The organism is Lawsonibacter celer (assembly GCF_014281125.1).
GTDB classification, from domain to species: domain Bacteria; phylum Bacillota; class Clostridia; order Oscillospirales; family Oscillospiraceae; genus Lawsonibacter_B; species Lawsonibacter_B celer.
Genome location: NZ_JACOEA010000001.1, coordinates 718,250 through 740,205, shown reverse-complemented (window position 1 = coordinate 740,205; position 21,956 = coordinate 718,250). Strand labels below are relative to the sequence as shown.

Here is a 21,956-nt window from a genome sequence, read left to right as displayed (position 1 = left end):
CGAGGTAAGCAGCATGAAGAAAAAGCTTCTTGCAATTCTGCTGACAGTCTGTATGGTCCTCTCGATGGCCCCTGCAGCACTGGCCGCAGATTCTGTTTTCACCGATGTGAAAGCAGACGACTGGTTTGCCGATGAGGTCAAGTATGTCTATGACAACGGTCTGATGAACGGTGTCGGTGACAATGCTTTCGATCCCAGCGGCACTGTGACCCGTGCCATGGTCTGGACAACTTTGGCCAGACTGGACGGCGTGAACACCGCCGGCAGCGATCCCTGGTGGCTGGCTGGACAGCAGTGGGCCATGGAGAACGAGATCTCCGACGGCACCATGGCCGAGAACAACATCACCCGCGAGCAGCTGGTGACTATGATCTGGCGCTACGCCAAGTACATTGATATGGACGTCAGTGAAGGCGAGGACACCAACATTCTCTCCTACACCGATGCACTTGATGTGAACGAGTGGGCCATCTCTGCTATGCAGTGGGCCTGCGCTGTTGGCATCATCAACGGCATCGACGGCGCCCTGCAGCCTCAGGGCGATGCCAGCCGCGCTATGCTGGCTGCTATCCTTTATCGTTTTGTTGAGGAAGTCATGCCCGGTGAGGAAGCTCCCGAACCCAGCACGCCCGTTGTTCCCAACTACCCCAGCATCCCTGTACATTTCCACAGCTATACTGTTTCCTACACCTCCAATAATGATGGCACCCATGTAGCAGCCTGCGCCTGCGGCGCTACCAATACCGAGGATTGCGAGTACGGCGATGACACTGTTTGCGACAAGTGCACTTATGATAAGGGCGCTGTGGCTGTTATCGGCACAAGCTATTACGCAACTCTGGCTGAGGCAATAGCAACCGTTACTGACGCTACTCCCGTAGAAATTGTCGTCCTTAAGACTGAAGAAACTGCAACTGTTGCAAACATTGAAATCCCCGGCGGCAGCAACATCACCCTCCGCGGTGTAACCGGCACTGCATCTGATGTGAAGGTCAGTGGCCAGATTGCTACCCTCTCCAGCACTGAGGGCTCCCTCACCATCAAGGATCTCACCATCCTCGTGGACAGCGATATCGTTGATTCCACCGGCATTTCCCAGACTTCCAAGTCTGCTATTGCTCTCTGGGGCAACCAGACTGTTACTTGCGAAAATGTAACATTTGACATGAGCCTTGCTGACTCCAGTGCAATCAGCGGCTGGTGGGATACCGGCATCGGTACCACTATCAACGTTAAGAATTGCGTATTCAACTGCAACGGCCAGCGTCCCATCCGCACCTGCGGCAACGTTTCTGTCGAAGGATGCACCTTCAATGACCCCTACCGCTACGCAATCCAGTTGACCGGAAAGGCCGGTACTGCAACTGAACTTGAAAACGCAGTTATCAACTTCAAGAATAATACCATCGTTAACGGCGCTAATGGCAAGAACTTCGTCTATGGCATCCAGCTTGAAGGTGAAACCTACGGCTGCAATGACCTCGTCATCAACGGCAGCGGTAACACCATCAACGCAGGCGAATGGGATACTAACAATGAGTCCGTTATGTACTACTGCGAATGCGGCAAGGTGGAACATGCAACTGTCATCTGGAACACAGAGGTTGCCGCAAAGCATGATTGTGTGGTTTCTGATGCTGACGAACTGGCTACGGCTGTTGCAGCTGGCAAGACCAACATCTGGCTGAATGACGGTGAGTATAATGTTAAAGATTGCGGCGGCAAGACCTTGACTATCAGCGGTTCCAAGGGGGCCATTCTGAAGGTTATGAATGAGGGCGAGGACGGCTGTGACTACGGCTTTGGATCTGCTGGCTCCGGCGTTGGCAACATCACTTTCAACGGTGTTACCATTGACACCACCGCTAATACCGGCAACTACAAAGGCTACGCTTACATGAAGGGCACCTTCAATAACTGTAATTTCGTTGGTGCATATAGCTTGAATAATGCCAACGATTTTGTGTTCAACAACTGTACCTTTGATTTCAAGAACGGTTATTTCTGGACCTGGGGTGCAAAGAGCGCGACTTTCAACAACTGCATCTTCAACGGAAACAGCAAGGCTATTCTGGCTCACGGATGGGAAAGCACTGTTATTACCATCAAAGGATGTACCTTTGCCGCCACCGAAAAGGGCTATGCAAGTGGTGGCACCGTATGGACCGCTGCTATTGAAATCGATCCCGCCGGCAGCAATACGTACACCATCAACATCAGTGATTCCACCATTAACGAGAATTATGCAGGCTGGACCCGCATCAAGGACGGTTCCACCGGACATGTGATTAAGATTGACGGCAAACTCCCTGTTGCTGAAGGTCTCGCAATTGATCCCGAGACCGGCGCATACGAAATCAGCAGCGCAGCGGGCCTTTTCAATTTCGCAAAGCAGGTCAACGAGGAGGGTAACAACTTCTCTGGCAAGACCGTAAAGCTGGTTTCCGATATCGACCTTGCAAACGCAACATGGACCCCCATCGGCCAGACCGGTGCTACCGAGTTCAGGGGCGTGTTCGACGGACAGAATTACACTATTTCCAATCTGAACGTAGATTCCTCTGCTCAGACAGGTGAGCATTATTCCTCTGGCCTGTTCGGATGGTCTGAGGCAGGTGCTCAGATTAAAAATGTCAAAATTGAAGGTGCTACTATCAAGGGCAACCACAATGTTGCTGTTATCGTGGGCTATACCTACAGCGACAAAATTACCAATTGCCATGTAACTAACGCCGTTGTGGTCTGCGCTCATGCCAATAATGATGCTTGCGGCGATAAGGCAGGTATCGTTGGCGGCTATGTTGGCAATGAGGCTTGTGTGACCGACTGCTCCGCTACCGACTGCACTGTTACCGCCGGCCGCGATGCTGGTCAGTTGATTGGCTGCGGCTATAACGTGTCTCTCAGCAACTGTTCCGCTGACAATGTGACGGTCACTGCCGGCGGCGACTGCACCGGTAACAATATCAATGAAGCACTGATTGGCCGCGTAATGCCCTGATTCCTTCTGCATTCAACCTTTCCCTACACGCACCGGCCCCGGATATCATTGTGATATCCGGGGCCTTTTCCATATTCCCATATTTGCATTACAGGGAGTTTTATTGTACACTTGCCGCAGTAGAATTATCGTGTCAAGCTGGTTCATAGGAGGTGTAAGTGTATATGAAATTCACAGAGGAGCAGAAGAAAGAGCTAATAGAAGGTTTCCGCCGGCATGATATTACGCAGACCGTCCATTTGCGCGGGGACTTTGAAAACGAAGAAAAGAAAAAAGGTAAGAAGAAACAGAAAAAGACTCCCAAGGAAAATCCGCTAAAAAAGCGAGTGCTAAAATATATGGAGAGCGACCTGCGGGATTTCGGCTTCAAGCGGTATATCCGCAACTTCTCAGATAAGAATCCAATCAATCTTCTGATGGACGCGGATGCCACGTACATCTCCGATGAAGCAATGAAGCTGCTGGAGGATGAAAAACAGACAGCTGATGCCGTCGATCAGTACATGGAACTCTTCTGGCCTCTGATCGAGCATGCCATCGAAAGCTATTGCAAAGAAAAAGGCAAGGAGCCGGAGGATATTACAGACGAAGAGCTTCAGCGCATTCTTGACCGCACCACAACTGTGGTGAATGAAGAACTGCTATCTGCGGTCATGCAGGGACAGCAATTTGATGAGATCAGTAAAATCACCCATGAATCCCATGCCCATGAAGACTTCAAGGAAGACTCCCTGTGGGTGAGCAATACCGACGCCATCAACTTCTTTAATCAGTGGACGCACTCCGACACCAAGATGGGCGCTATGCTCTCCCTCGACGATGATTCCCTGCGGAATGTGTCGTTGGACTTCGATCCAATCGAAAAAATCAAGATAGATAAATTCCGTGAACTGCTGGACGATGTGGATGATACCATACTGCTCTTGAGAGAGCGAAAGTATACACAAGCTGAAATTGCGGAGGAGCTGGGCTATAAAACACACAGTGCCGTCACCAAACGCATCGAGAAAATGCGGCTTCTCTGGATAAAATTTGACCGTGAGTACGAATCGAATAACTGAGCAACACAAGGGCTCGGTGCAGGATCAATTTCTGCATCGAGCCCTTTTTTCGTTTTCAGAAAAATTTTTAAAATATTTTTGAAAACCAGGAACATTTTGCCCCCTCTCATCTTGTTAGGGTTATAGAGGGAGATACTCGCAGAGCTGCCGACGCGCCGGCAGCTCTGCCTTTTTCTTTGAAATTTTCCTTCTGAAACAACAACTGAATAAAGCTCCACCGAGCAACGACCTCTCTGTATGATCGGGAAACCGATGAGCCAGGTCGGAGGGTGCGCCAAGACTTCCGAAAGGAACGAGCGACAAACACCAACTCCGAAGAATCCGGATAGTTCCCGGAGGCGGCGACGACAGCAGAGAGCAGAGACTCCCCACCAGCAACAGTCCGAGCGTGATAACAACCGTCGCAGGCAATTGGGTGAGAGGCTTCGCAAGTCGATCCGTGATCGTTGATGAGCGCCGACCAACTATCGGCGGTTCGGGGAGTAGATAAAATCTTGCGAAGTACGCTATGGGGATAGTCTGTCTTTTTTGCATCGTGAATACTGGCCCCACTTTTTACGGGCCAAATATTTTTAGGAGGTAAAACAAATGAAAAACGAACTGAAACTCATTTCCATGGACACCGTGGAAACCGAAAACGTCCAGTGGTTGTGGTATCCATACATACCGCTGGGCAAGATCACCATTGTCCATGGTGACCCCGGCGAAGGTAAAACGACCTTCGCTCTTGCTGTCATCGCATCGCTGACCAAAGGAGAACCGCTGCCGGAATGCGAGGATGCCATAGAGACTATGAATGTTATCTATCAGACTGCCGAGGACGGTCTGGCGGATACCATCAAGCCTCGTCTCGTTGCCGCAGGCGCCGACTGTACTCGTGTTCTGGTCATCGATGAAACAGACAAGGAACTTACGCTCAATGATGAACGGTTGGAAGAAGCCATCAAGGAGACTGGCGCGCAGCTCATTGTACTTGACCCGATCCAGGCATACCTCGGTGAAGACGTGGACATGCACCGCGCCAACGAGGTGCGCCCTGTGCTAAAACGTTTAGCAGCTATGGCGGAGCGCACACACTGCGCTGTTCTTTTGGTCGGTCACTTGAACAAAGCCCAGGGACAGAAATCCAGTTACCGCGGTCTTGGTTCCATTGACTTCCGTGCGGCAGCTCGCAGCGTGTTGGTGGTCGGTCGTTTGAAAGACAACGAGCGCATCCGCATCGTCGCTCAGGACAAAAACAGTCTTGCTCCCGAGGGCAGCTCCATTGCATTCGAGCTGAACGAACAGACTGGCTTCTGCTGGAAAGGCGCCTGCGAAGCAACTGTGGATGATGTGCTTAACGGTACGGGTAAAGTGCAGACCAAAACCATGCTGATGGAGGAAGAACTCAAGCGTATGCTCAGCGGCAGAGTTCCTGCTGAGGAAGTGCAGAAGAAAGCAAAAGCCCTGGGCGTGTCCAAACGCACACTGGATATCGCAAAGAAAAATCTCGGCATTATTTCCGAAAAGGTCGGTGACCAGTGGTTCTGGAAACTGCCCGATGAAGGATGTAAGGATGTAGAGTTCTAAGGACTTTGCACCCTTGTAACCTTTTCTCTCTGCGCTGAAATCTCCGCCGTTTGAGGCCACAGGCGCCGCTGTGTGCGGATTTTACCCCTACGGTAGAGTACACACCCCACTACAGCACAGACCACGCCGTTTCACCACAGTTGAAAACACCACCAACGTGAGATTACTCCTACTTGGGCTCCCGCCGAAATCCAGCGACAGCGGTTTCGGTGGGAAGAGGACGAGCGACGGAGTGGCTGAGCTTTGCCGCTTGCGGCGAAGCGAAAAATACGAAGTCCGTGAGGACGAAGTGACAAGTTTCGCCTTCGTGGTACGGAATCGGGGCGATTGCCCCGTTCCGCCCACTTTGGCAGTTGCGGGCTAAGCCCACACCCCTATTTTGATTATTCGAAAGGAGACCTATATGTCCAAAGATAATTTCATCCGTCTGCGTGTTGCAGGCTGGGAGAAAGACTACATCCAGCGTAAAGCAACGAGCGCAAATCTTACGCTCTCTGAATTCGTCCGCAGAGCGGCGATGCATCAGAAGGTCAATGTGCTCAGCGGCACCGATGAAGAAGTGCTTCAGGAGCTCCGCCGTCAGGGCAACAACTTAAATCAGCTGACCGTCATGGCTCGGCAGGGACGAATCCAGTTCGTCGACTTCGAACCGTTCATGGAGGTGTATGAAAAAACATGGCAAGCGTTAAATTCGTCGGTGTCTCGTGTAGTCTGAGCGGCATCATTGACTACATCACTAACCGTGAGAAAACCAATGATCACCTCATCACCGGCGTCAACTGCGTAGCACAGTCTGCGCTCCATGAGTTTGAAACTGTCAAAAAGCAGTTCCACAAAACCGACGGATGCAGCTACTACCACATCGTCCAGGCGTTCTCACCTGATGATGAATTGGACTTCGATACCGCCCATGAGATCGGTCTGAAGTTCGCCCAGCAGTTCGTTGGCTACCAGTGTGTGGTGGCAACGCACATGAACACCAAGCACATCCACAACCACATCGTGATGAACTCAGTGAACTACGAAACCGGCAAAAAGTTTCACCAGACTGCACGGGAGCTCAAACAGGTCAAGGACTACTCCAACGAGCTCTGTATGCAGTACGGCCTGTCCGTCACAGAATCCAAGGCCGACCCGTTCCGCATTCCTGTATGGAAGAAAAAGCTGCAGAAAGATATCCGCGAAGCCATGGAGAACTCTGCGACAAAAAAGCGGTTCATCGAGTACATGGAGTGGCTGGGCTACGGTGTAGACTGGCAGAGCGATACCAAGTACATCACCTATACCACACCCAATAACTTAAAGTGCCGCGACAAAAAGTTGTTCGACCAGACCCTGCGTCGGGAGAATATGGAACTCTACTTCGCCATGGGTGGCTGCGAGTATCTGGAGAGCCGTGAGGAGGCCACGCCTGATGGTGAACTGCTTCCCACGGTTGATGATGCGGTCAGTGGTCTGGTTGCCATCTTCGATGCGCTGGCTGTCGGTGACAATGACTGCTTCCACATGGAGACCGTCCATCACAGTGAAGAAGAAATCGAACGCATCCTCCGTCACGGAGGCAAGATTGACCGCACAGTCGAGTACGCCGTCGATGATGAGGATGAGGAAGAAGAGTATCAACAGTACCATGGTTTCGGAATGACCATGATGATGTAACTACCCTTACGTCAGTCAACATGCCCGGTATTACGAAGGTAACTTTGGTGGATAGTGGTATAGCTATTCGCCAAAGTCTTCGGTATTGTTTGTTGCTGACAAAAGCCAATCACAAAAACTATAGGAGGACAATTAATGAATTTAAAAGGCATGAAAACGATACACACGGAAACCATCAATGGTGTCCGATACACCACCGTCAGCCATTTCAACGGAGATGTTGATCTCCGCGACAAGATTGGCCAAATGATTGCGGAATCGTTCAATGCCACGGCACTGAATGAAACCATCACTGAAGATCAGCTTCCGACCGAAAAGGCCGGCTGATATATACAGAAAAATGAAAGGATAGATTTTTATGGTAAATGAAATTGCCGGCATCTATAGCCGACTCAGTCAGGACGATGGCAACACCGGTGAGTCCGGAAGTATCCAGACACAGAAAACACTGCTCACCCAGTATTGCAAAGAACATGGTATTACCATCGGTGATTATTACTGCGACGATGGTTGGAGCGGCACGAACTTCGAACGTCCGGATTTCAAACGAATGCTGGATGATATCGAAGCTGGCAAAATCAATGTGGTCATCGTAAAAGACCTATCCCGCTTCGGACGAGAGTATGCACAGATGGGCATGTACATCGAACACTACTTCGAAGAAAAGGGCGTGCGGTTCATCTCGGTGGCCGAGAACATCGACTCTGCTCAGGGTACGGACAATCTGGTACTCCCCTTCACTAACGTCATCAATTCCTTCTATGCCCGTCAGTCCTCCAGCAAGACCAAGGCAGCTCATGCCGCCAGAGCAAAGGCTGGAATGTATCTGGGCAATCATGCGCCCTTCGGTTACATCAAAGATCCTGCCGACCGGCACCATCTGATCGTAGACCCGCCTGCGGCTGATGTGGTAAAAGATATCTTCCGCATGTTCGCTGAGGGCATCGGATATGTACGCATGACTAAAATCTTGCGGGAGCGCAATATTCTGAACCCGCAGGCCTACTTCAATCAGAACAATCCCGATTACTACAAAAACAGCGACTACTGGCGAGAGCCCTTCGACTGGCACGCCACCTCCATCCGAGCCATTCTGAACAACCGCGTCTATCTGGGACAGGTGGTGTTTGGGCGAACGAAAACCAAAGGATTCTTCGATAAAACAAGAGTCGCCGTACCCGAGGAAGACTGGATCATCGTGGAGGGTACCCATGAACCGCTGGTGAGCCAGGAACTATGGGACACCGTGCACCAGGCAATGAAAGCACGGCGTCGTGAAAACCGAAGCGGTGAAGTGCAGCCCTTTGCCGGTCTGGTAAAATGCGCCGACTGTGGTTCTGCTCTGAATGTGAGCTATGATTACAAGCGGAAGAAGTATACTGGTTTCTCCTGCTGGGTTTACAAAAACTACGGCAAACAGCGATGCACATCCCACGCCATCGGCTGGGTCGCTTTAAACGAACTGGTGAAGAATGACATTCGGCGCAATGCCCGCGCCGCTATGGTCGCGCCCGGAGAATACATGTGCATGCTCTTATCCATGAGTGAACAGAAACAGCAGAACGATCTTGAACGAATCAAGCGCACACTGACTCAGGTGGACAAGCGCCTGGCCGAGCTGACTAAGATCCTAAACAAGCTATATGAAGATGCGGCGCTGGGAAAAATCAGTGAGGAACGATATCAAGCCATGGCACCTACCTATGAGCAGGAGGAACGCACCCTGTCCGAAACCAGAACTCAGTTGGAGCGGGAGATATTCCAGAGCAATGAAGCCCATGACAATTTCGAAAAGTATCTGACGCTCATCCGCAAATACACCGATGTGGAAGAGCTGAATGCCTACATACTCAATGAGCTCATCGAAAAAATTGTGGTGCACGAAAAGGTAGTCGACGAGGACGGCAATAAAAGCCAACAGATCGACATCTACTACAAATATGTGGGCAATCTCAATCTAAAGCCGCGTGTGGACTATACCAAGGAGTATCGAGAGCAGAAAATGCAGGAGCTGGTGCAGCTGGGAATCCCTCTTGAATGATAAAACGTCCGGAGTGGTAAAACCACTCCGGGCGCAATTTGACAACTTCTTTAATCTTGAATTTGTAGGATTGGTTTCATATTTCACTCAACTTGTCTTCAATCCATTTTGTATCAGTGTAGCTTCTTTTTCCTGATGCATTTCCGCCATCAATAATTAGAGTTTGTCCACCAGATTCATTTTCTTGTGTCTCGAAACTCAGCCAAGGAATATTGGCGGTTTTTTCATCAATAATGGCGTCAATATCCTCTTTGGACATTGTATGCTCATCAAGGATGGCTTCAACCTCTTCGCGAATTGGTAATTGACCAGTGATTACATGATCTTGGGGATTACTTGCAGTATTGTCAGTCAAAAAAGAGATGATTTGTGCTGTTATTTCATCTGCTGGCATCGTGGACAACTCCATGTGGGTAAAGAGCAATTCGCCCATACCATTCATAACTAAAAGCGAAGGTGTAAAACTGGCAGCGTCCAAAATCGCAGTGCTTGAAATTATCAAACTTGAACGATACAAATCGAAAATCTCTGCTGCTATACTCATATCCGAATAATTATCAAACCCACGGAAAGCTTGCTCCCGCAAAGGGAGCTCTGTTATGCCATAATTGCATTTCCCAACCACAGATAGAATTACCAATTGTCGGTATGTAATGTCCGAAGCGATCTTTACAAGTTGGTTTGCCATAGATCGAGTAATTGTGTTGTCGAAGTTTATATTTGCGTACAGGTTTGCCATATATGGCAACTTCTTTTCTTCGGCTTCACGTTGAGCCGCAAATAGTGTCCCCTCCAAAACTTCTTCCGCTGTAGACCGATTATCATATGACTCTTCGTAAAAATCATCGCTTCTCAGGCAACGGCCCTCTATTAGATTAGCGTTGATTTTGCTGATTGCCCCCATATAAACAGAGCCGACTTTTTATCCTCAGATTTAGACAGTTTCCTCTCTTTTATCTCACTTCCTGCCCACTGAATTGCTCTTTCGATAAGAGTGCCTGCAATCGCACCACCTGCAGCCCCAACTGGCCCTGCAACGACCGTTCCAATGCCGGCACCTACTAACGCACCAACTGCACTTCCGCCTACATCGGTAACTGTGTCAATTATTTTATCTTTATTGTTGCTCATAAGTACACCTCAAGACGAAAAAAATATATATTACACTTTTGTACAATAATTCTTCCACCATAGCGATAGTATAGCACAGCGTGCAATCGTACGCACGACAAAATAATTAATCGTGAAAGGTATTTCCTGGATTTCTGCTGTTAACCATGCTATAATCCCCTTACCAAACACACTTCACCCGAACAAACCCCACTACCCTTACGAACAACCAGCGGTCAGGTGTTCAAGTCACCCCACCAGCTCCAGCTCGTCGCAAGCGATATATCGCTTGCGACGAATTTTTTATAAAACGCATCGCTCCTCCTTTCTGCTGCCTCCCGCTTCCCAAGCGCAACCGCTTGCTGTGGTGCGCTTGGGTTTCGGGTGCGGTCTTGAAGCTTACATAGTATTTTTATAGCATTCGTACAAAAAGAGAGACACGCCACGGACGTGTCTCTCCTTTTGGGTTTTGCTGCTGAGGTAATTCCCCGCTTTGCTCCGGATTGATGCGGGAAAAGTCGTGCGCTGGTGTGTTATCTGGTTTCAGCCAAGTATTCCTCCGCATAGTGAGCGGCGACGGCACCATCTGCTGCGGCTGTAATCACCTGCCGCAACGCTTTGGTGCGCACATCCCCCACGGCAAAGACACCGGGCAGGCTGGTACGGGTGGATTCGTCGGCGATGATATAGCCGTTGCGATCCAATTCAAGCTGGTCACGGAACAGCTCGGTTGCGGGCGCGCGCCCCACGCTGATAAACACTCCGTCCACCTTGAGCTCAGACAATGCTCCGGTGCCGACGTCCCGCAGCTCCACGCCGGAGAGGCGGCCCTCACCCAGAAGCCGGTTGACAGTGCTGTTCCAGCGGAATTCAATTTTTTCCGATTTCGTCAGCGCATCGTGATAGATCTTCGTGGCCCTGAGATTGTCCCGACGATGGATCAGGATTACCCTTTCACAGATGCGGGAGAGAATCATGGCATCTGCTGCGGCAGAGTTTCCACCGCCGACAACCGCTACTGTCTTGTCTCGGTAGAACATTCCGTCACAGGCGGCGCAGTATGCGACTCCCTTCCCGGTCAATTGCTCTTCCCTGTCAATGCCGAGGCGTTTATGTCCGGCGCCGGTGGCGATTACAACCGCTCTGCCCAGGAAGACGCCCTCACTGGTTTCGATCCGCTTGACGTCTCCGCTCAGCTGCGCGGAATAAACCTCTGCCAGCTCCGTCTTTGCGCCGAAGCGCGCTGCGCCGGCCTGCATCTTTTCCCCCAGAAGGAAACCGTCGATTCCCTCGTCGAAGCCTGGGTAGTTATCAATCTGGGTGGTCTGGGCCATCTGCCCGCCTGGGGCCATCTTTTCCAGCACCATTGTATCCAGGCCAGCGCGGGTGGCATACAGTGCGGCCGTATAGCCGCCAGGGCCGCCGCCGATCACAAGTACATCATAGATATGTTCCATACGAACCCTCCGTTGGGTGAGCGCGGACAGCGGAAGCAAAACGCCCATCCTATGTTATTCCTGTAGTAACCTGATACGGGACTCCCTTACTGTGACAGGATCACACTGCCGCTTGTAGCCCTGTTGTTTCAGAACATCAGGTGATCTGGAGGGAGCCCTTTGCATTCATAAGCAGCGTGACCACATCGGGAGCATTGATCAATTCAAAGCGGCTGTCCATGTCTTTGGCCGAGAAGCCGTTATGGAGCATGCAGGCATTGCAGATGCACACCTGCCCGCCAAGTTCCAGAAATTCCTCCAGCTGTCCGCTGACCTCTGCAAAGGGGGCGCCGATGTCGATGCCCTTGGTGGCGCCCGGCCTGCCTAGCTCAACCGCTTCAACCATCAAAATGATGGTGGCGGTATGTCCCTGCCTGAGGGCATTGAGCCCCATGACCACCGCTACAGTGAGATTGTTGGGGTTGGATTTCCCCTCAAACAGAGTTACTACAAAGTCGGTATTACGCATATTCGGCTCCTTTCGTGGTTGGACTATTGCTTTGCCAGCGCTTCCTGAAGGAAGGAGTCAATTCTTGCTTTTGACTCGGGAGCTGTGATGGAGCCAATGCTTTTGCCGTTGTGGTACAGAACGAGCGTAGGGATCACTTCGATCCCTTCCTGTTCGGCAAGGGCCTCCTCCTCGTCGATGTTGACTTTGGCCACAATGAGCTTCCCCTCGTTCTGATCCGCCACTTTATCATAAGCAGAGCTGATTTTGCGGCAATAGGTGCACCAGGGGGCCCAGAAGTCCACCAGCACCGCGCCTTCCGTATGCATTATCTTGTGGAATTTTTCCGTATTCAGATTGACAGCAGCCATTTCAGCAGCTCCTTTCTTTCGTTTTTCTATAATATATCCCTGTTTGAACAGGAATTCCGTGATAACATCACAAAAGGCAATACCGCCCGATGCTATTTGCCGCGGCTTTTTGGCATGAATCAATGAAATCATTGATCTATGGCAAAAAGTATTTTATACTGTATACCGTGGGAGGCGGATTATGGAATTTTCTTCTTTCTTTCCGATCTGGAGCAAGTTGACCCCCGAACAGCGGCAGCTTTTGCAGGAGGGCGCTGTTTTGCGCCAGATTTCAAAAGGGACTGTGATTCATAACGGCAGTGTGGACTGCACCGGACTTTTGCTGGTGGGCAGCGGGCAGCTACGGGCCTATATTCTCTCCGAGGAGGGCAGGGAGATTACACTCTACCGCCTGTTTGAGCGGGATATGTGCCTGTTTTCTGCATCCTGTATGATGAACAGTGTTCAATTTGAAATTACGATTGAGGCGGAAAAGGCCTCAGAGCTCTGGGTTATTCCGGCGGAGATCTATAAGAAGCTCATGACAGATTCCGCCGCTGTTTCAAACTATACAAATGAAGTGATGGCCACCAGATTCTCTGACGTCATGTGGCTGATGGAGCAGATTCTGTGGAAGAGCTTTGACAAGCGGCTGGCGCAATTTCTCGTGGAGGAGAGCGCGCTTGAGGGCAGCCCTGTTTTGAAAACCACACACGAAGCCATCGGAAACCACTTGGGCAACCCCAGAGAGGTGGTGACCCGAATGCTGCGCTATTTCCAGAATGAAGGCATGGTCAGACTCACCCGCGGCAGCATTGAGATCACCAATTTCGAGCGCCTGGAAGCGCTTGCCGGATAAAATGAAAAAGGACGCCGGGGACGGTGTCCCGCCACAGAGGCGTTCTCGTGTTTTGAAAAACTGGCAGGTATTGCAGCGGCAGTACCTGCCAGTTTTTTATGCACTCTTAGAGATATCTCCACTGACAAACCCAATATTGACATAATGGATTTCGATGGTTTGCAGTGCATTTTTAGAATGCCTTTGTGCTTTTTCGTGTACCACGATTTTTTAATGAACAGATGGAGCAGCTCCGGCGCCAATTCCTAAATATCTGTGAAGCGCTCCGCCTTGGCAATGAAGTCGGTCACCCCAGATACAGAATCCTTAAGCTATAGGTATCCAATGTGAAGACCGCTCTCGTGTGACCAAGGATACCGGACAGGGTTTTCACATCCACGCCCGACGCAAGAGCGTGGGTGGTGAGGTTTTCCTGCGGTAAGAGAATCTAACAAGGTTCTCCTCCAGACTACAACAGATTTCTGCTCTGCTGTAGGCGGTGAAACCCAGGGACACTTATGGTGAAAATTGTTTTTCAAAAATGGCGTTAAGATATTACACAAACTTTATATATAGATGGTAGAGGATTATACAAGTGGACGATAAAATTAAAAAATAGTAGTTTACATAGAAAAACTGAATATGAACAAAGGAGAGAAACAGAATGAGGAAACGAATCACAAGCTTGCTGCTGGTGTTTGTCATGCTTCTGGGCATGATACCGGCAACACTCGCGACAGAACCCGATACGGAGCTGGCACAAGAAACAGTATCCGGCGTGATCGACGATAATACCGTTTGGCATTATCTGGACGACGGCACCTTGACTGACAGCACTGACTGGACTGCCGCAGAATTCGACGACAGTCAATGGAAAACCGGCGCAGGTCCCTTTGGCTCTGCGGAAACCGTCAACGAAGTTCCTGCCGGCAGTACGCTGGCGGGCTGCACCGGCGAAGACAACGTAGCTACCTACTTCTTCCGTACCCAGTTTAGCGTGGAGAAAAAGTCGGATATCAAGTCGCTGGTCGGCGTGCTGGAATATGACGATGCCGCCATCATTTATCTCAATGGCACGAAGATTTATGAAGGCAAGCAGAATGGCAGCGTAAGCGGCTTCGGCTATGCCGGAACGGATAAAGCCGCCCAGCGTGCCGAATCCCTTGTGATCAATGATGTGGAGGCCCTGAACGCCCTGCAGGCCGGTGTGAACACCGTTGCCGTGGAGGTGCATAACAGCAGCGCCACCGATACCGATGTGTGGTTCCACATGAATCTGAAGGCCAGCGACGGAAAGCAGGAGCAGATCGACGAATTTACCGTCTGGTCCTGGTTCGGCGCTCCGATTGATGGCAAACACGTCGACCCCGCCGGGGATTCCACCGCGGATGGCTACAACCGCCTTGTTTGGACAGAGCCCACCTATGAGGAAAAGAACTGGGTTACCGGGGTTGGCCCCTTCTGCAGCCAGGGCGGAGGGCAGATTTACAAAAATGTTACCCCTGTGGAGATTGCGCCCACCCTGCTGGTGGGCACCGACCGCAAGAACAATTCCCCTGCTTATTTCTTCCGCACGGAGCTCTACCTCACCCGGGAGACCCTGAGCAATCTGGAGTCCATCAAGGGGCGGCTTTGCTTCGATGATGCCGTGGTTGTGTACATCAACGGCGCGAAGGTGTATGAAGGGGCAAACAGCACAACGAATACGCCCATTACTTCCAACCTGCAATACGCCGGCGGCGGCAACCCTGTTTCGAGGGAATTCTCCGTCACGGATTTCTCCAACCTGAATCTGCATGTGGGCAACAACACGGTTGCCGTTGAGCTGCATCAGGATACAAAGACGGGCAACGACATCTGGCTGGATTTCGAGATGGACACCGTGGTGGGTGTGAGAACCGCCATTGATGATGACAGCGTATGGTCCTATGTGAGCGCGGAAAGCCTGTCCGGCGATGCAAACTGGACTGCTGCCAACTACGATGATGGCAGCTGGAACGTAGGCAAAGGCGCCTTTGCCTCTGCTGCAACGCTTAACGACGTTGCAGCGAATACCGTGCTCCCCGGTTTTGGAGAAGAGGATGTAACTTATTATTTCCGTACCCAGTTTACGGTCCCCAAGGGAGAGAAGGCAGACATCAAGTCCCTGGTGGGTGTTTTGGAATATGACGATTCCGCCACCATCTACCTCAACGGCACAGAGATTTATGAAGGCAAAGAAAACGGAAGCGACACCGGCACCCAGCGTGCCGAGGTGCTGTTGTTTGACAGCGATGAAGTGCTGGACCTTCTGCAGGAAGGCGCCAACACCGTGGCAGTCGCCATGCACGATAAGACACAGGAGGAGCACGATGGCTGGTTCCACCTGAATCTGGCCCCACATGACGGAACCCAAGAAAAGCTGGATCACACCTCCATCTGGACCTATCTGGACAACGATACGGACCCGGCAGCCATACCCGGCACGGAGAACTATGACCGCACTTCCTGGACTAGGTCGGGTTTTGATGACAGCACCTGGAGCAAGGGCATTGCGCCCTTCGGCTATCAGAACTCCAATAAATCCAGCGTCTACAAAAACGTCAACCCGCCTGAGGTGGGCGCTACTGAGCTGAAGTACAAGGGCTCCGACGGAATAAATAACGTCCATGCGTATTTTTTCCGCACCGACCTCTACATTGAGGATCTGGAAAAGGTCGGTTCCCTGAATGGCTGGATCTCGTGCGATGATGCCGCCATCGTCTATATCAACGGCATCAAAGTCTATGAATGGACGAAGGAGGCCGTTAACGGAAACCTTGAGTATGCTCCCGGCCCCAAAGGCAACCCGTCTCCCACCGCCTTCAAGGTCACAGATCTGGCCGACCTGAATCTGAAGCAGGGCAGCAACACCGTGGCCATCGAGCTGCATCAGGATAGGGCGGATGGCGGCGACATCTGGCTGGACTTCACCCTGGAGCCCTCCGAAGAACGGGCCGAGCACCTGAGCAACATCGTCATGAACCCCGGCCCCGACGAGACCCAGATGTACTTCACCTGGTACGCCGATGTGGAAAAGGACGGCTATGTGGCTTTGGCGAAGTACGATACCCTTGTGGACGGCAAGATGCCCGAGGATGCCGTCAAGCAGGTTGCGACCGTTAAGAAAGCAACGGATGGCAACTATAATTACAAAGTCACCGCACAGAATCTGGAAAAGGGCGTGAAGTACGCCTATCAGGTGGTCAGCGGCAACTACAAGTCCGACATCTACAGCTTTACCACCGGTTCCGGCAAAACAGACTTCTCCTTCGGCTTCGTGGCCGACATCCAGATCGTGGGCAGCAATAATACCAAGTGGGCGGACAGTTTGAATAAGATGGTCAAAAAATTCCCCAACCAGTCCTTCCTGCTCTCCGCCGGCGATCAGGTCAACACCAACAGCAGCGAAGAGGAATATGACCACCTTCTGGACCTGGAGCAGATACGCAGCCTGCCCATCGCACCTGTCGTGGGCAACCATGACAGGAGTGCGATCTATCAGGAGCACTTTACCCAACCCAATCTTTCTGATCAATACGGCATTACGCCCGGCGGCGCGGACGCGTACTTTGTGTACGACGGAGTGTTGTTCCTCCTGATCAATGCGCATGCTGCAGGTAGCCCTGCTGAGCAGCATAAGGCCTTCATTCAGCAGGCTATTGAGGAAACGAAGGATCAGGATATCAAGTGGAAGGTCGTCTGCATGCACAGCTCCTTCTATTCCAATGTAACGAACAATCCCTCTCTGGGTCACGACCGTCATAATCTCCGCACCACCTTTATGCCCGTGTTCCAGGAGTTGGGCATCGACGTGGTATTCTCCGGCCACGACCACATCTACGCCCGCAGCTATATGCTGGACGGTGTGGATCAGAAGGATGCCGACGCGGTTTACACCTATGACACAAACAATGTCCCTGTTTCCGTCTCCAATTCCGACGGCGTTCTGTACGTGGCGGGCAGTTCCCCCGGAAACCGCTGCAACGCCATGGCGGAAAAGCTGGAATGGGTCGCTGTTCAGGGGGTGGACAAGCGCCAGAACATCTCCAATGTTACTGTGACGGATACCACCTTCAATATCACGACCTACTACACTGAGGATATGTCGGTTCTGGACACCTTCACCATTCACAAGGGCGTTGAACAGACCGATATTGCCCTGAATATGGGTGCCGACGAAACCGAGATAAACATCACCTGGTACAGCAATGCCGCCGGGACCGGCACCGTCAAGCTGGCCAAGCAGTGTGACCTGGTGGGGAATGCGATGCCCGAGAGCGCAAAGACCTTCTCTGCCACCGGCGTCGCCAGCAGCCAGACCGGCTATAACAGCTATCAGACCACCATGACCGGTCTGGAACCCGATACCACCTATGCCTACCAGCTGGTGAACGGCGAGAAGGCTTCCGACATTTACACCTTCACCACCGGCGGTGCCGGCGTGTTCTCCTTCGCATACGTGGGCGACCCCCAGATCGGCGCTGGTAAAATCACGACCGATACTGCGGGCTGGGACAAGACCCTGAACATCATTGAAGATGATGAGAAGTTCGACGGCGTTTCCTTTATGCTGTCTGCCGGTGACCAGGTGAACACCGCAAACAATGAGGAGCAATATGACGGCTATCTAAACCATGAGACTCTGAAGAGCCTGCCAGTAGCCACCGTCATCGGCAACCATGACGCCAAAGCGGCGAATTACGGCGAGCATTTTAATGTGGCCAACGAATCCGACACACTGGGGGTTACTGACGCTGGCGGCGACAGCTACTTCGTGTACAACAACACGCTCTTTATGGTGCTCAATACCAATAACCTGTCCACTGCCGAACACAAGGATTTCATGAAGGCCGCCATCGAAGCCACCAAGGACCAGAACATCCGGTGGAAGATTGTCACGCTCCACCAGTCCATCTACACCGTGGCCAGCCATTACAATAATGATGGTACCCAGCGCCGGGAGGAACTGGCCCCCGTATTTGATGAGCTGGGCATTGATGTGGTGCTTCAGGGCCACGACCACGTGTACTGCCGCACCTACATCATGGACGGCCTGATGAAGGTTTCCGAGAACGAAAACTACACCTATGGCAACGGAGAGGACGAGGCTCCCACCGCCGTCACCAACCCCGACGGCATCCTGTATGTGACCGCCAACTCCGCTTCCGGCTCCAAGCACTACGACATCAAGACGAATGTTGCGTTCCCTTATTCCGCCGTGCAGAATCAGGAGAAGGTTCCCAATGTGTCCAAGGTGACCGTGTCTGATAACCAGTTCACCATCACCACCTACCGCACCACTGACATGAGCGTGGTGGACACCTTCACCATCAACAAGACCGCCCAGCAGACCCCTGCATCCACCGATGCCACCCTGTCCGCGCTGAGCGTGACCGGCGCCGATATCACTCCTGCATTTTATGCAGAGACTCTGTCCTACACCGCTTCCGTGGCCAACAGCGTGGCTTCCGTCACTATCACGGCCACCGCCAACGACGGTAAGGCCGTGGTGACCGGCGATGTGGGCGAGAAGGCTCTGTCTGTCGGGGAGAACACCTTCACTGTCACCGTTACTGCAGAGGACGGCACCACTGTGAAGAACTACACCATCACCATTACCAGAGCAGCTGCCTCCACCTCCGGTAATACTTCCGGCGTTTCCAGTAACACCGTCACCACGACTACCACTGACAGCGCAGGCAACAAGATCACTGTCACCACAAACAAGGTCACCGGAACAGTGACCAAGACCACGAAGGCCCCCGATGGTACCACCGGAACCGTAGTCACCGACAAGAACGGTGAGATCACGAAGGTTTCTGCCCAGGTGTCTTCCGTTGCCGCGGCCGAGTCCGACAAGACCGGCGAAGCCGTGACGCTGCCCGTGAAGGTCTCCGTAGGCGACAATGTCGCTGATGCAGCGAAGATCGAAATCGATCTTCCCACCAGCATCGGAGCTGTCAAGGTAGAAATTCCTGCGGAAAACGCAACTCACGGTACTGTGGCTGTCATCATCCGTGCAGACGGAGCCCAGGAGATTCTCAAGACCTCGGTTGTCACCGAAAATGGCGTTGCTCTAACTGTTCACGGGGATGCCACCGTTGTTCTGGTGGAAAATGCCAAGGAATTTGCGGACGTCGATGGCCACTGGGCTGCAGGAGCCATTGACTTCGTCACCGCCCGCGGGATGTTTGCCGGTACCTCTTCCAACACCTTCAGCCCCGACGGCACCATGACACGCGCCATGATGATGATGGTACTGGCCCGCTTTGACGGCCATGACACCACAGTGGACGCTGGCGAGGCCTGGTATGCCGAAGGCATGGCCTGGGCAGTGGAAAACGGGATCTCCGACGGCACCAACCCCAACGGTTTCATCACCCGCGAGCAGCTGGTGACCATGCTGTGGCGGTATGCCGGAAGCCCCGCGAGCAGCTACGCCTTGGATTCCTTCCAGGATCAGGGTGAAGTTGCCGGTTATGCCACAGCCGCCATGGCCTGGGCCGTGGAGCATGGCATTATCAGTGGAACCTCTGCAACCACCCTCTCTCCGGCTGATGCATCTACCCGTGCTCAGCTGGCGACCATTTTGATGCGGTTTTGTGCCGATCAGATGGATATTTGAACTTGTCGTGTAATCCACAAATCAACAACCATCCGACGGGATTTCCGCCGGGAAGAAAAAACGGAAAACGGGAGGCGGCGAAATTCTGCCGCCTCCCGTTTGTGGGATGCTGTATATGAAAGAAATTAAGAAACAAAAACTAAACCATTGACGCTGTGCAGACAGCGATTCAGGATAAGCACGCAATTTCATTTCAATATTATGAGTATACTCTGGAAAAAGAGAAGGTGCTGAAGCACAACGGCTATCGATATCGCCTTAACCCCTATGCATTGCTCTGGAACAGGGATTATTACTATGTGGTCGGCTGGCCTGAAAAGCACGGGAAAGTCGCACAATTCCGTGTAGATCGCATTACGGCCATTGCACGTGCAAAAGGAGCGTACATAGAGTAAGAATCCTTCAATCCAGAGATTTATGCCCGCAAGGGTATCGGCATGTACAATGGCGATACCTGCACAGTGAAGCTGGTATGCGAGAACAGCACCATGCGCAGTATAATTGACCATTTTGGAGAATGGGTCGTGACTGCCGCTGTTGATGCCAGGCGTTTCCGGGCTGTTGTAGATGTCGTACCAAGCCCGCCTTTTTACGCATAGGTATTTACATTTGCGGGAGCAATCCGAATCGAATCGCCAGCTGCCGTTCTGAATGAAATGCGGCATATGGCGGAGTGGCTATATTAGTCGACGAATAAAAAAGGAAAGCAGATCGGGCTTTAGCCCGATCTGCTTTCCTTTTGCTCTGGAACGGTTAATTTTTTGTTGCCTCTGTGACGGCTCCCCTGAACGGCGTCCTTTTTCTCATAGCCGTGGAAGCTATTCTGATTCACATGCTCCTTTTGTACAGGCGCGCCTTGCTTTGCAGATCAGCTGCGTCATGGTGCCCATGGGACAGTAGACGCACCAGCTGCGGGGTTTAAACAGGAGCATCGTCAGAAAGCCGAGAATGGTGGAGGTCAGCATTACGCTGTAAAAGCCAAAAGCAAACTGGGCAACGCCGGGATGTACAAGGGTTCCATGGTAGGCCCACCGCCAGGGAACCCGAAAGGTCCACAGCAGCGTCACCGCCTGCTTGAGATCGGCGGTCCCGGCAAACACCAGATAGGTGTTCCAGAGCATTTGAAAAAACATAATAAAAAAGAAAATAAGAAAGCCGTAGCGAAACCACTTGCTCTTCATCCATTTTGGAATATCGTGGTTGCGGGACAGGCCAAACCGCCCGCCCAGCAGTCCGAACAGCTGCCCTCTGCCGCAATAGCGATTGCAGTAGCCCTTGCTTCCCTTGACGACTGAGAGAATCAGGGGAATGAAAAAGCACAGAAGGCCCAGCCACGCAAACAGGATGTTGAAAAAGCCCAGTACCAGATAGGTCAGAGAGAGGATCCAGAGAAAATCATACCACCTTTTTTTCATGCCGTCACCTCCTGTATTTCGATGACCGAAGCCGGACATTCCTTCGCACACTTGCCGCAGCCCACGCACTTGGCCTTATCCACCACCGCCTTGATGCCCCGGTCAATCGCAATCGCGCCCAACGGACATACTTTTACGCAGCAGCCGCAGGCGACGCACTGACTTTCGAAAACCTCCGCCTTGCGCGGCGCTCTTTTCGGATTTGTCATAGCCCAACCTCCATCATGTGTTTTTTTTAGAATACCGGATTGGACTTCTGGCTTCTGTGATGTTGTCACCTTGGTGGCAAAGGAATAAAAACAATCTGATTCCGGGTAAAAGC

At 51.9% G+C, this 21,956-nt stretch carries 17 protein-coding genes; 10 read left to right on the top strand and 7 right to left on the bottom strand.

The features are described from left to right. The first annotated feature begins 13 nt into the window (after nucleotides 1–13). From H9Q75_RS03510 to H9Q75_RS03480, 7 genes are all read left to right on the top strand, one after another. Complete coding sequence (locus H9Q75_RS03510) at nucleotides 14–3,001, top strand: S-layer homology domain-containing protein (RefSeq protein WP_186564750.1); 2,988 nt, start codon at nucleotides 14–16, stop codon at nucleotides 2,999–3,001. A 164-nt stretch (nucleotides 3,002–3,165) separates the two neighbouring features. Continuing rightward, the gene (locus H9Q75_RS03505) at nucleotides 3,166–4,062 is read left to right on the top strand and encodes a hypothetical protein (protein ID WP_186564749.1); all 897 of its coding nucleotides are present in this window, start codon (nucleotides 3,166–3,168) and stop codon (nucleotides 4,060–4,062) included. Between the two features lie 588 nt (nucleotides 4,063–4,650). After that, on the top strand, nucleotides 4,651–5,631 hold the full coding sequence (locus H9Q75_RS03500; RefSeq protein WP_186564748.1) for an AAA family ATPase: 981 nt from the start codon (nucleotides 4,651–4,653) through the stop codon (nucleotides 5,629–5,631). Nucleotides 5,632–6,034: 403 nt separating this feature from the next. Continuing rightward, nucleotides 6,035–6,346 carry a plasmid mobilization protein gene (locus tag H9Q75_RS03495; protein ID WP_186564747.1) on the top strand — a complete coding sequence of 104 codons (312 nt, stop codon included), beginning with the start codon at nucleotides 6,035–6,037 and terminating at the stop codon, nucleotides 6,344–6,346. Beyond that, entirely contained in the window at nucleotides 6,307–7,290 is a 984-nt protein-coding gene (locus tag H9Q75_RS03490) for a relaxase/mobilization nuclease domain-containing protein (protein ID WP_186564746.1), read from the top strand. The genes H9Q75_RS03495 and H9Q75_RS03490 overlap by 40 nt, the downstream gene beginning before the upstream one ends. Before the next feature lie 135 nt (nucleotides 7,291–7,425). Continuing rightward, entirely contained in the window at nucleotides 7,426–7,617 is a 192-nt protein-coding gene (locus H9Q75_RS03485; protein ID WP_186564745.1) for a hypothetical protein, read from the top strand. A 31-nt stretch (nucleotides 7,618–7,648) separates the two neighbouring features. Beyond that, entirely contained in the window at nucleotides 7,649–9,331 is a 1,683-nt protein-coding gene (locus H9Q75_RS03480) for a recombinase family protein (protein WP_186564744.1), read from the top strand. A gap of 76 nt (nucleotides 9,332–9,407) precedes the next feature. On the opposite strand, the gene H9Q75_RS03475 is transcribed toward H9Q75_RS03480, so the two are convergent. The 5 genes from H9Q75_RS03475 to H9Q75_RS03455 form a co-directional block, all read right to left on the bottom strand. Next, nucleotides 9,408–10,235, bottom strand: a complete 828-nt coding sequence (locus tag H9Q75_RS03475) for a hypothetical protein (protein WP_186564743.1) — start codon at nucleotides 10,233–10,235, stop codon at nucleotides 9,408–9,410. After that, complete coding sequence (locus tag H9Q75_RS03470) at nucleotides 10,202–10,462, bottom strand: hypothetical protein (protein ID WP_186564742.1); 261 nt, start codon at nucleotides 10,460–10,462, stop codon at nucleotides 10,202–10,204. The genes H9Q75_RS03475 and H9Q75_RS03470 overlap by 34 nt, the downstream gene beginning before the upstream one ends. A 512-nt stretch (nucleotides 10,463–10,974) precedes the next feature. Then, the gene (gene trxB, locus H9Q75_RS03465; RefSeq protein ID WP_186564741.1) at nucleotides 10,975–11,898 is read right to left on the bottom strand and encodes a thioredoxin-disulfide reductase; all 924 of its coding nucleotides are present in this window, start codon (nucleotides 11,896–11,898) and stop codon (nucleotides 10,975–10,977) included. Nucleotides 11,899–12,034: 136 nt separating this feature from the next. After that, nucleotides 12,035–12,406, bottom strand: coding sequence for a DsrE family protein (locus H9Q75_RS03460; RefSeq protein WP_186564740.1), 372 nt, complete (start codon nucleotides 12,404–12,406; stop codon nucleotides 12,035–12,037). 23 nt (nucleotides 12,407–12,429) lie between these two features. Further along, the gene (locus tag H9Q75_RS03455; RefSeq protein ID WP_186564739.1) at nucleotides 12,430–12,756 is read right to left on the bottom strand and encodes a thioredoxin family protein; all 327 of its coding nucleotides are present in this window, start codon (nucleotides 12,754–12,756) and stop codon (nucleotides 12,430–12,432) included. Between the two features lie 181 nt (nucleotides 12,757–12,937). Here H9Q75_RS03455 and H9Q75_RS03450 point away from each other — a divergent pair, with 181 nt between their 5' ends. The 3 genes from H9Q75_RS03450 to H9Q75_RS12945 all read left to right on the top strand — a co-directional run bounded on the left by H9Q75_RS03450 (nucleotide 12,938) and on the right by H9Q75_RS12945 (nucleotide 20,614). Then, nucleotides 12,938–13,594, top strand: a complete 657-nt coding sequence (locus tag H9Q75_RS03450) for a Crp/Fnr family transcriptional regulator (protein ID WP_186564738.1) — start codon at nucleotides 12,938–12,940, stop codon at nucleotides 13,592–13,594. 643 nt (nucleotides 13,595–14,237) lie between these two features. Beyond that, nucleotides 14,238–20,219, top strand: coding sequence for a metallophosphoesterase (locus H9Q75_RS03445; RefSeq protein WP_186564737.1), 5,982 nt, complete (start codon nucleotides 14,238–14,240; stop codon nucleotides 20,217–20,219). Nucleotides 20,220–20,374: 155 nt separating this feature from the next. Beyond that, nucleotides 20,375–20,614: a WYL domain-containing protein gene (locus tag H9Q75_RS12945; RefSeq protein WP_186564736.1), complete on the top strand. Its 240-nt coding sequence runs from the start codon at nucleotides 20,375–20,377 to the stop codon at nucleotides 20,612–20,614. A 423-nt stretch (nucleotides 20,615–21,037) separates the two neighbouring features. Here H9Q75_RS12945 and H9Q75_RS03435 read toward each other — a convergent pair whose 3' ends face one another. Both H9Q75_RS03435 and H9Q75_RS03430 read right to left on the bottom strand, forming a co-directional pair. Continuing rightward, entirely contained in the window at nucleotides 21,038–21,634 is a 597-nt protein-coding gene (locus H9Q75_RS03435; protein ID WP_186564735.1) for a 4Fe-4S binding protein, read from the bottom strand. Beyond that, nucleotides 21,631–21,843 carry a 4Fe-4S binding protein gene (locus H9Q75_RS03430; protein ID WP_186564734.1) on the bottom strand — a complete coding sequence of 71 codons (213 nt, stop codon included), beginning with the start codon at nucleotides 21,841–21,843 and terminating at the stop codon, nucleotides 21,631–21,633. The genes H9Q75_RS03435 and H9Q75_RS03430 overlap by 4 nt, the downstream gene beginning before the upstream one ends. Nucleotides 21,844–21,956 lie beyond the last annotated feature (113 nt).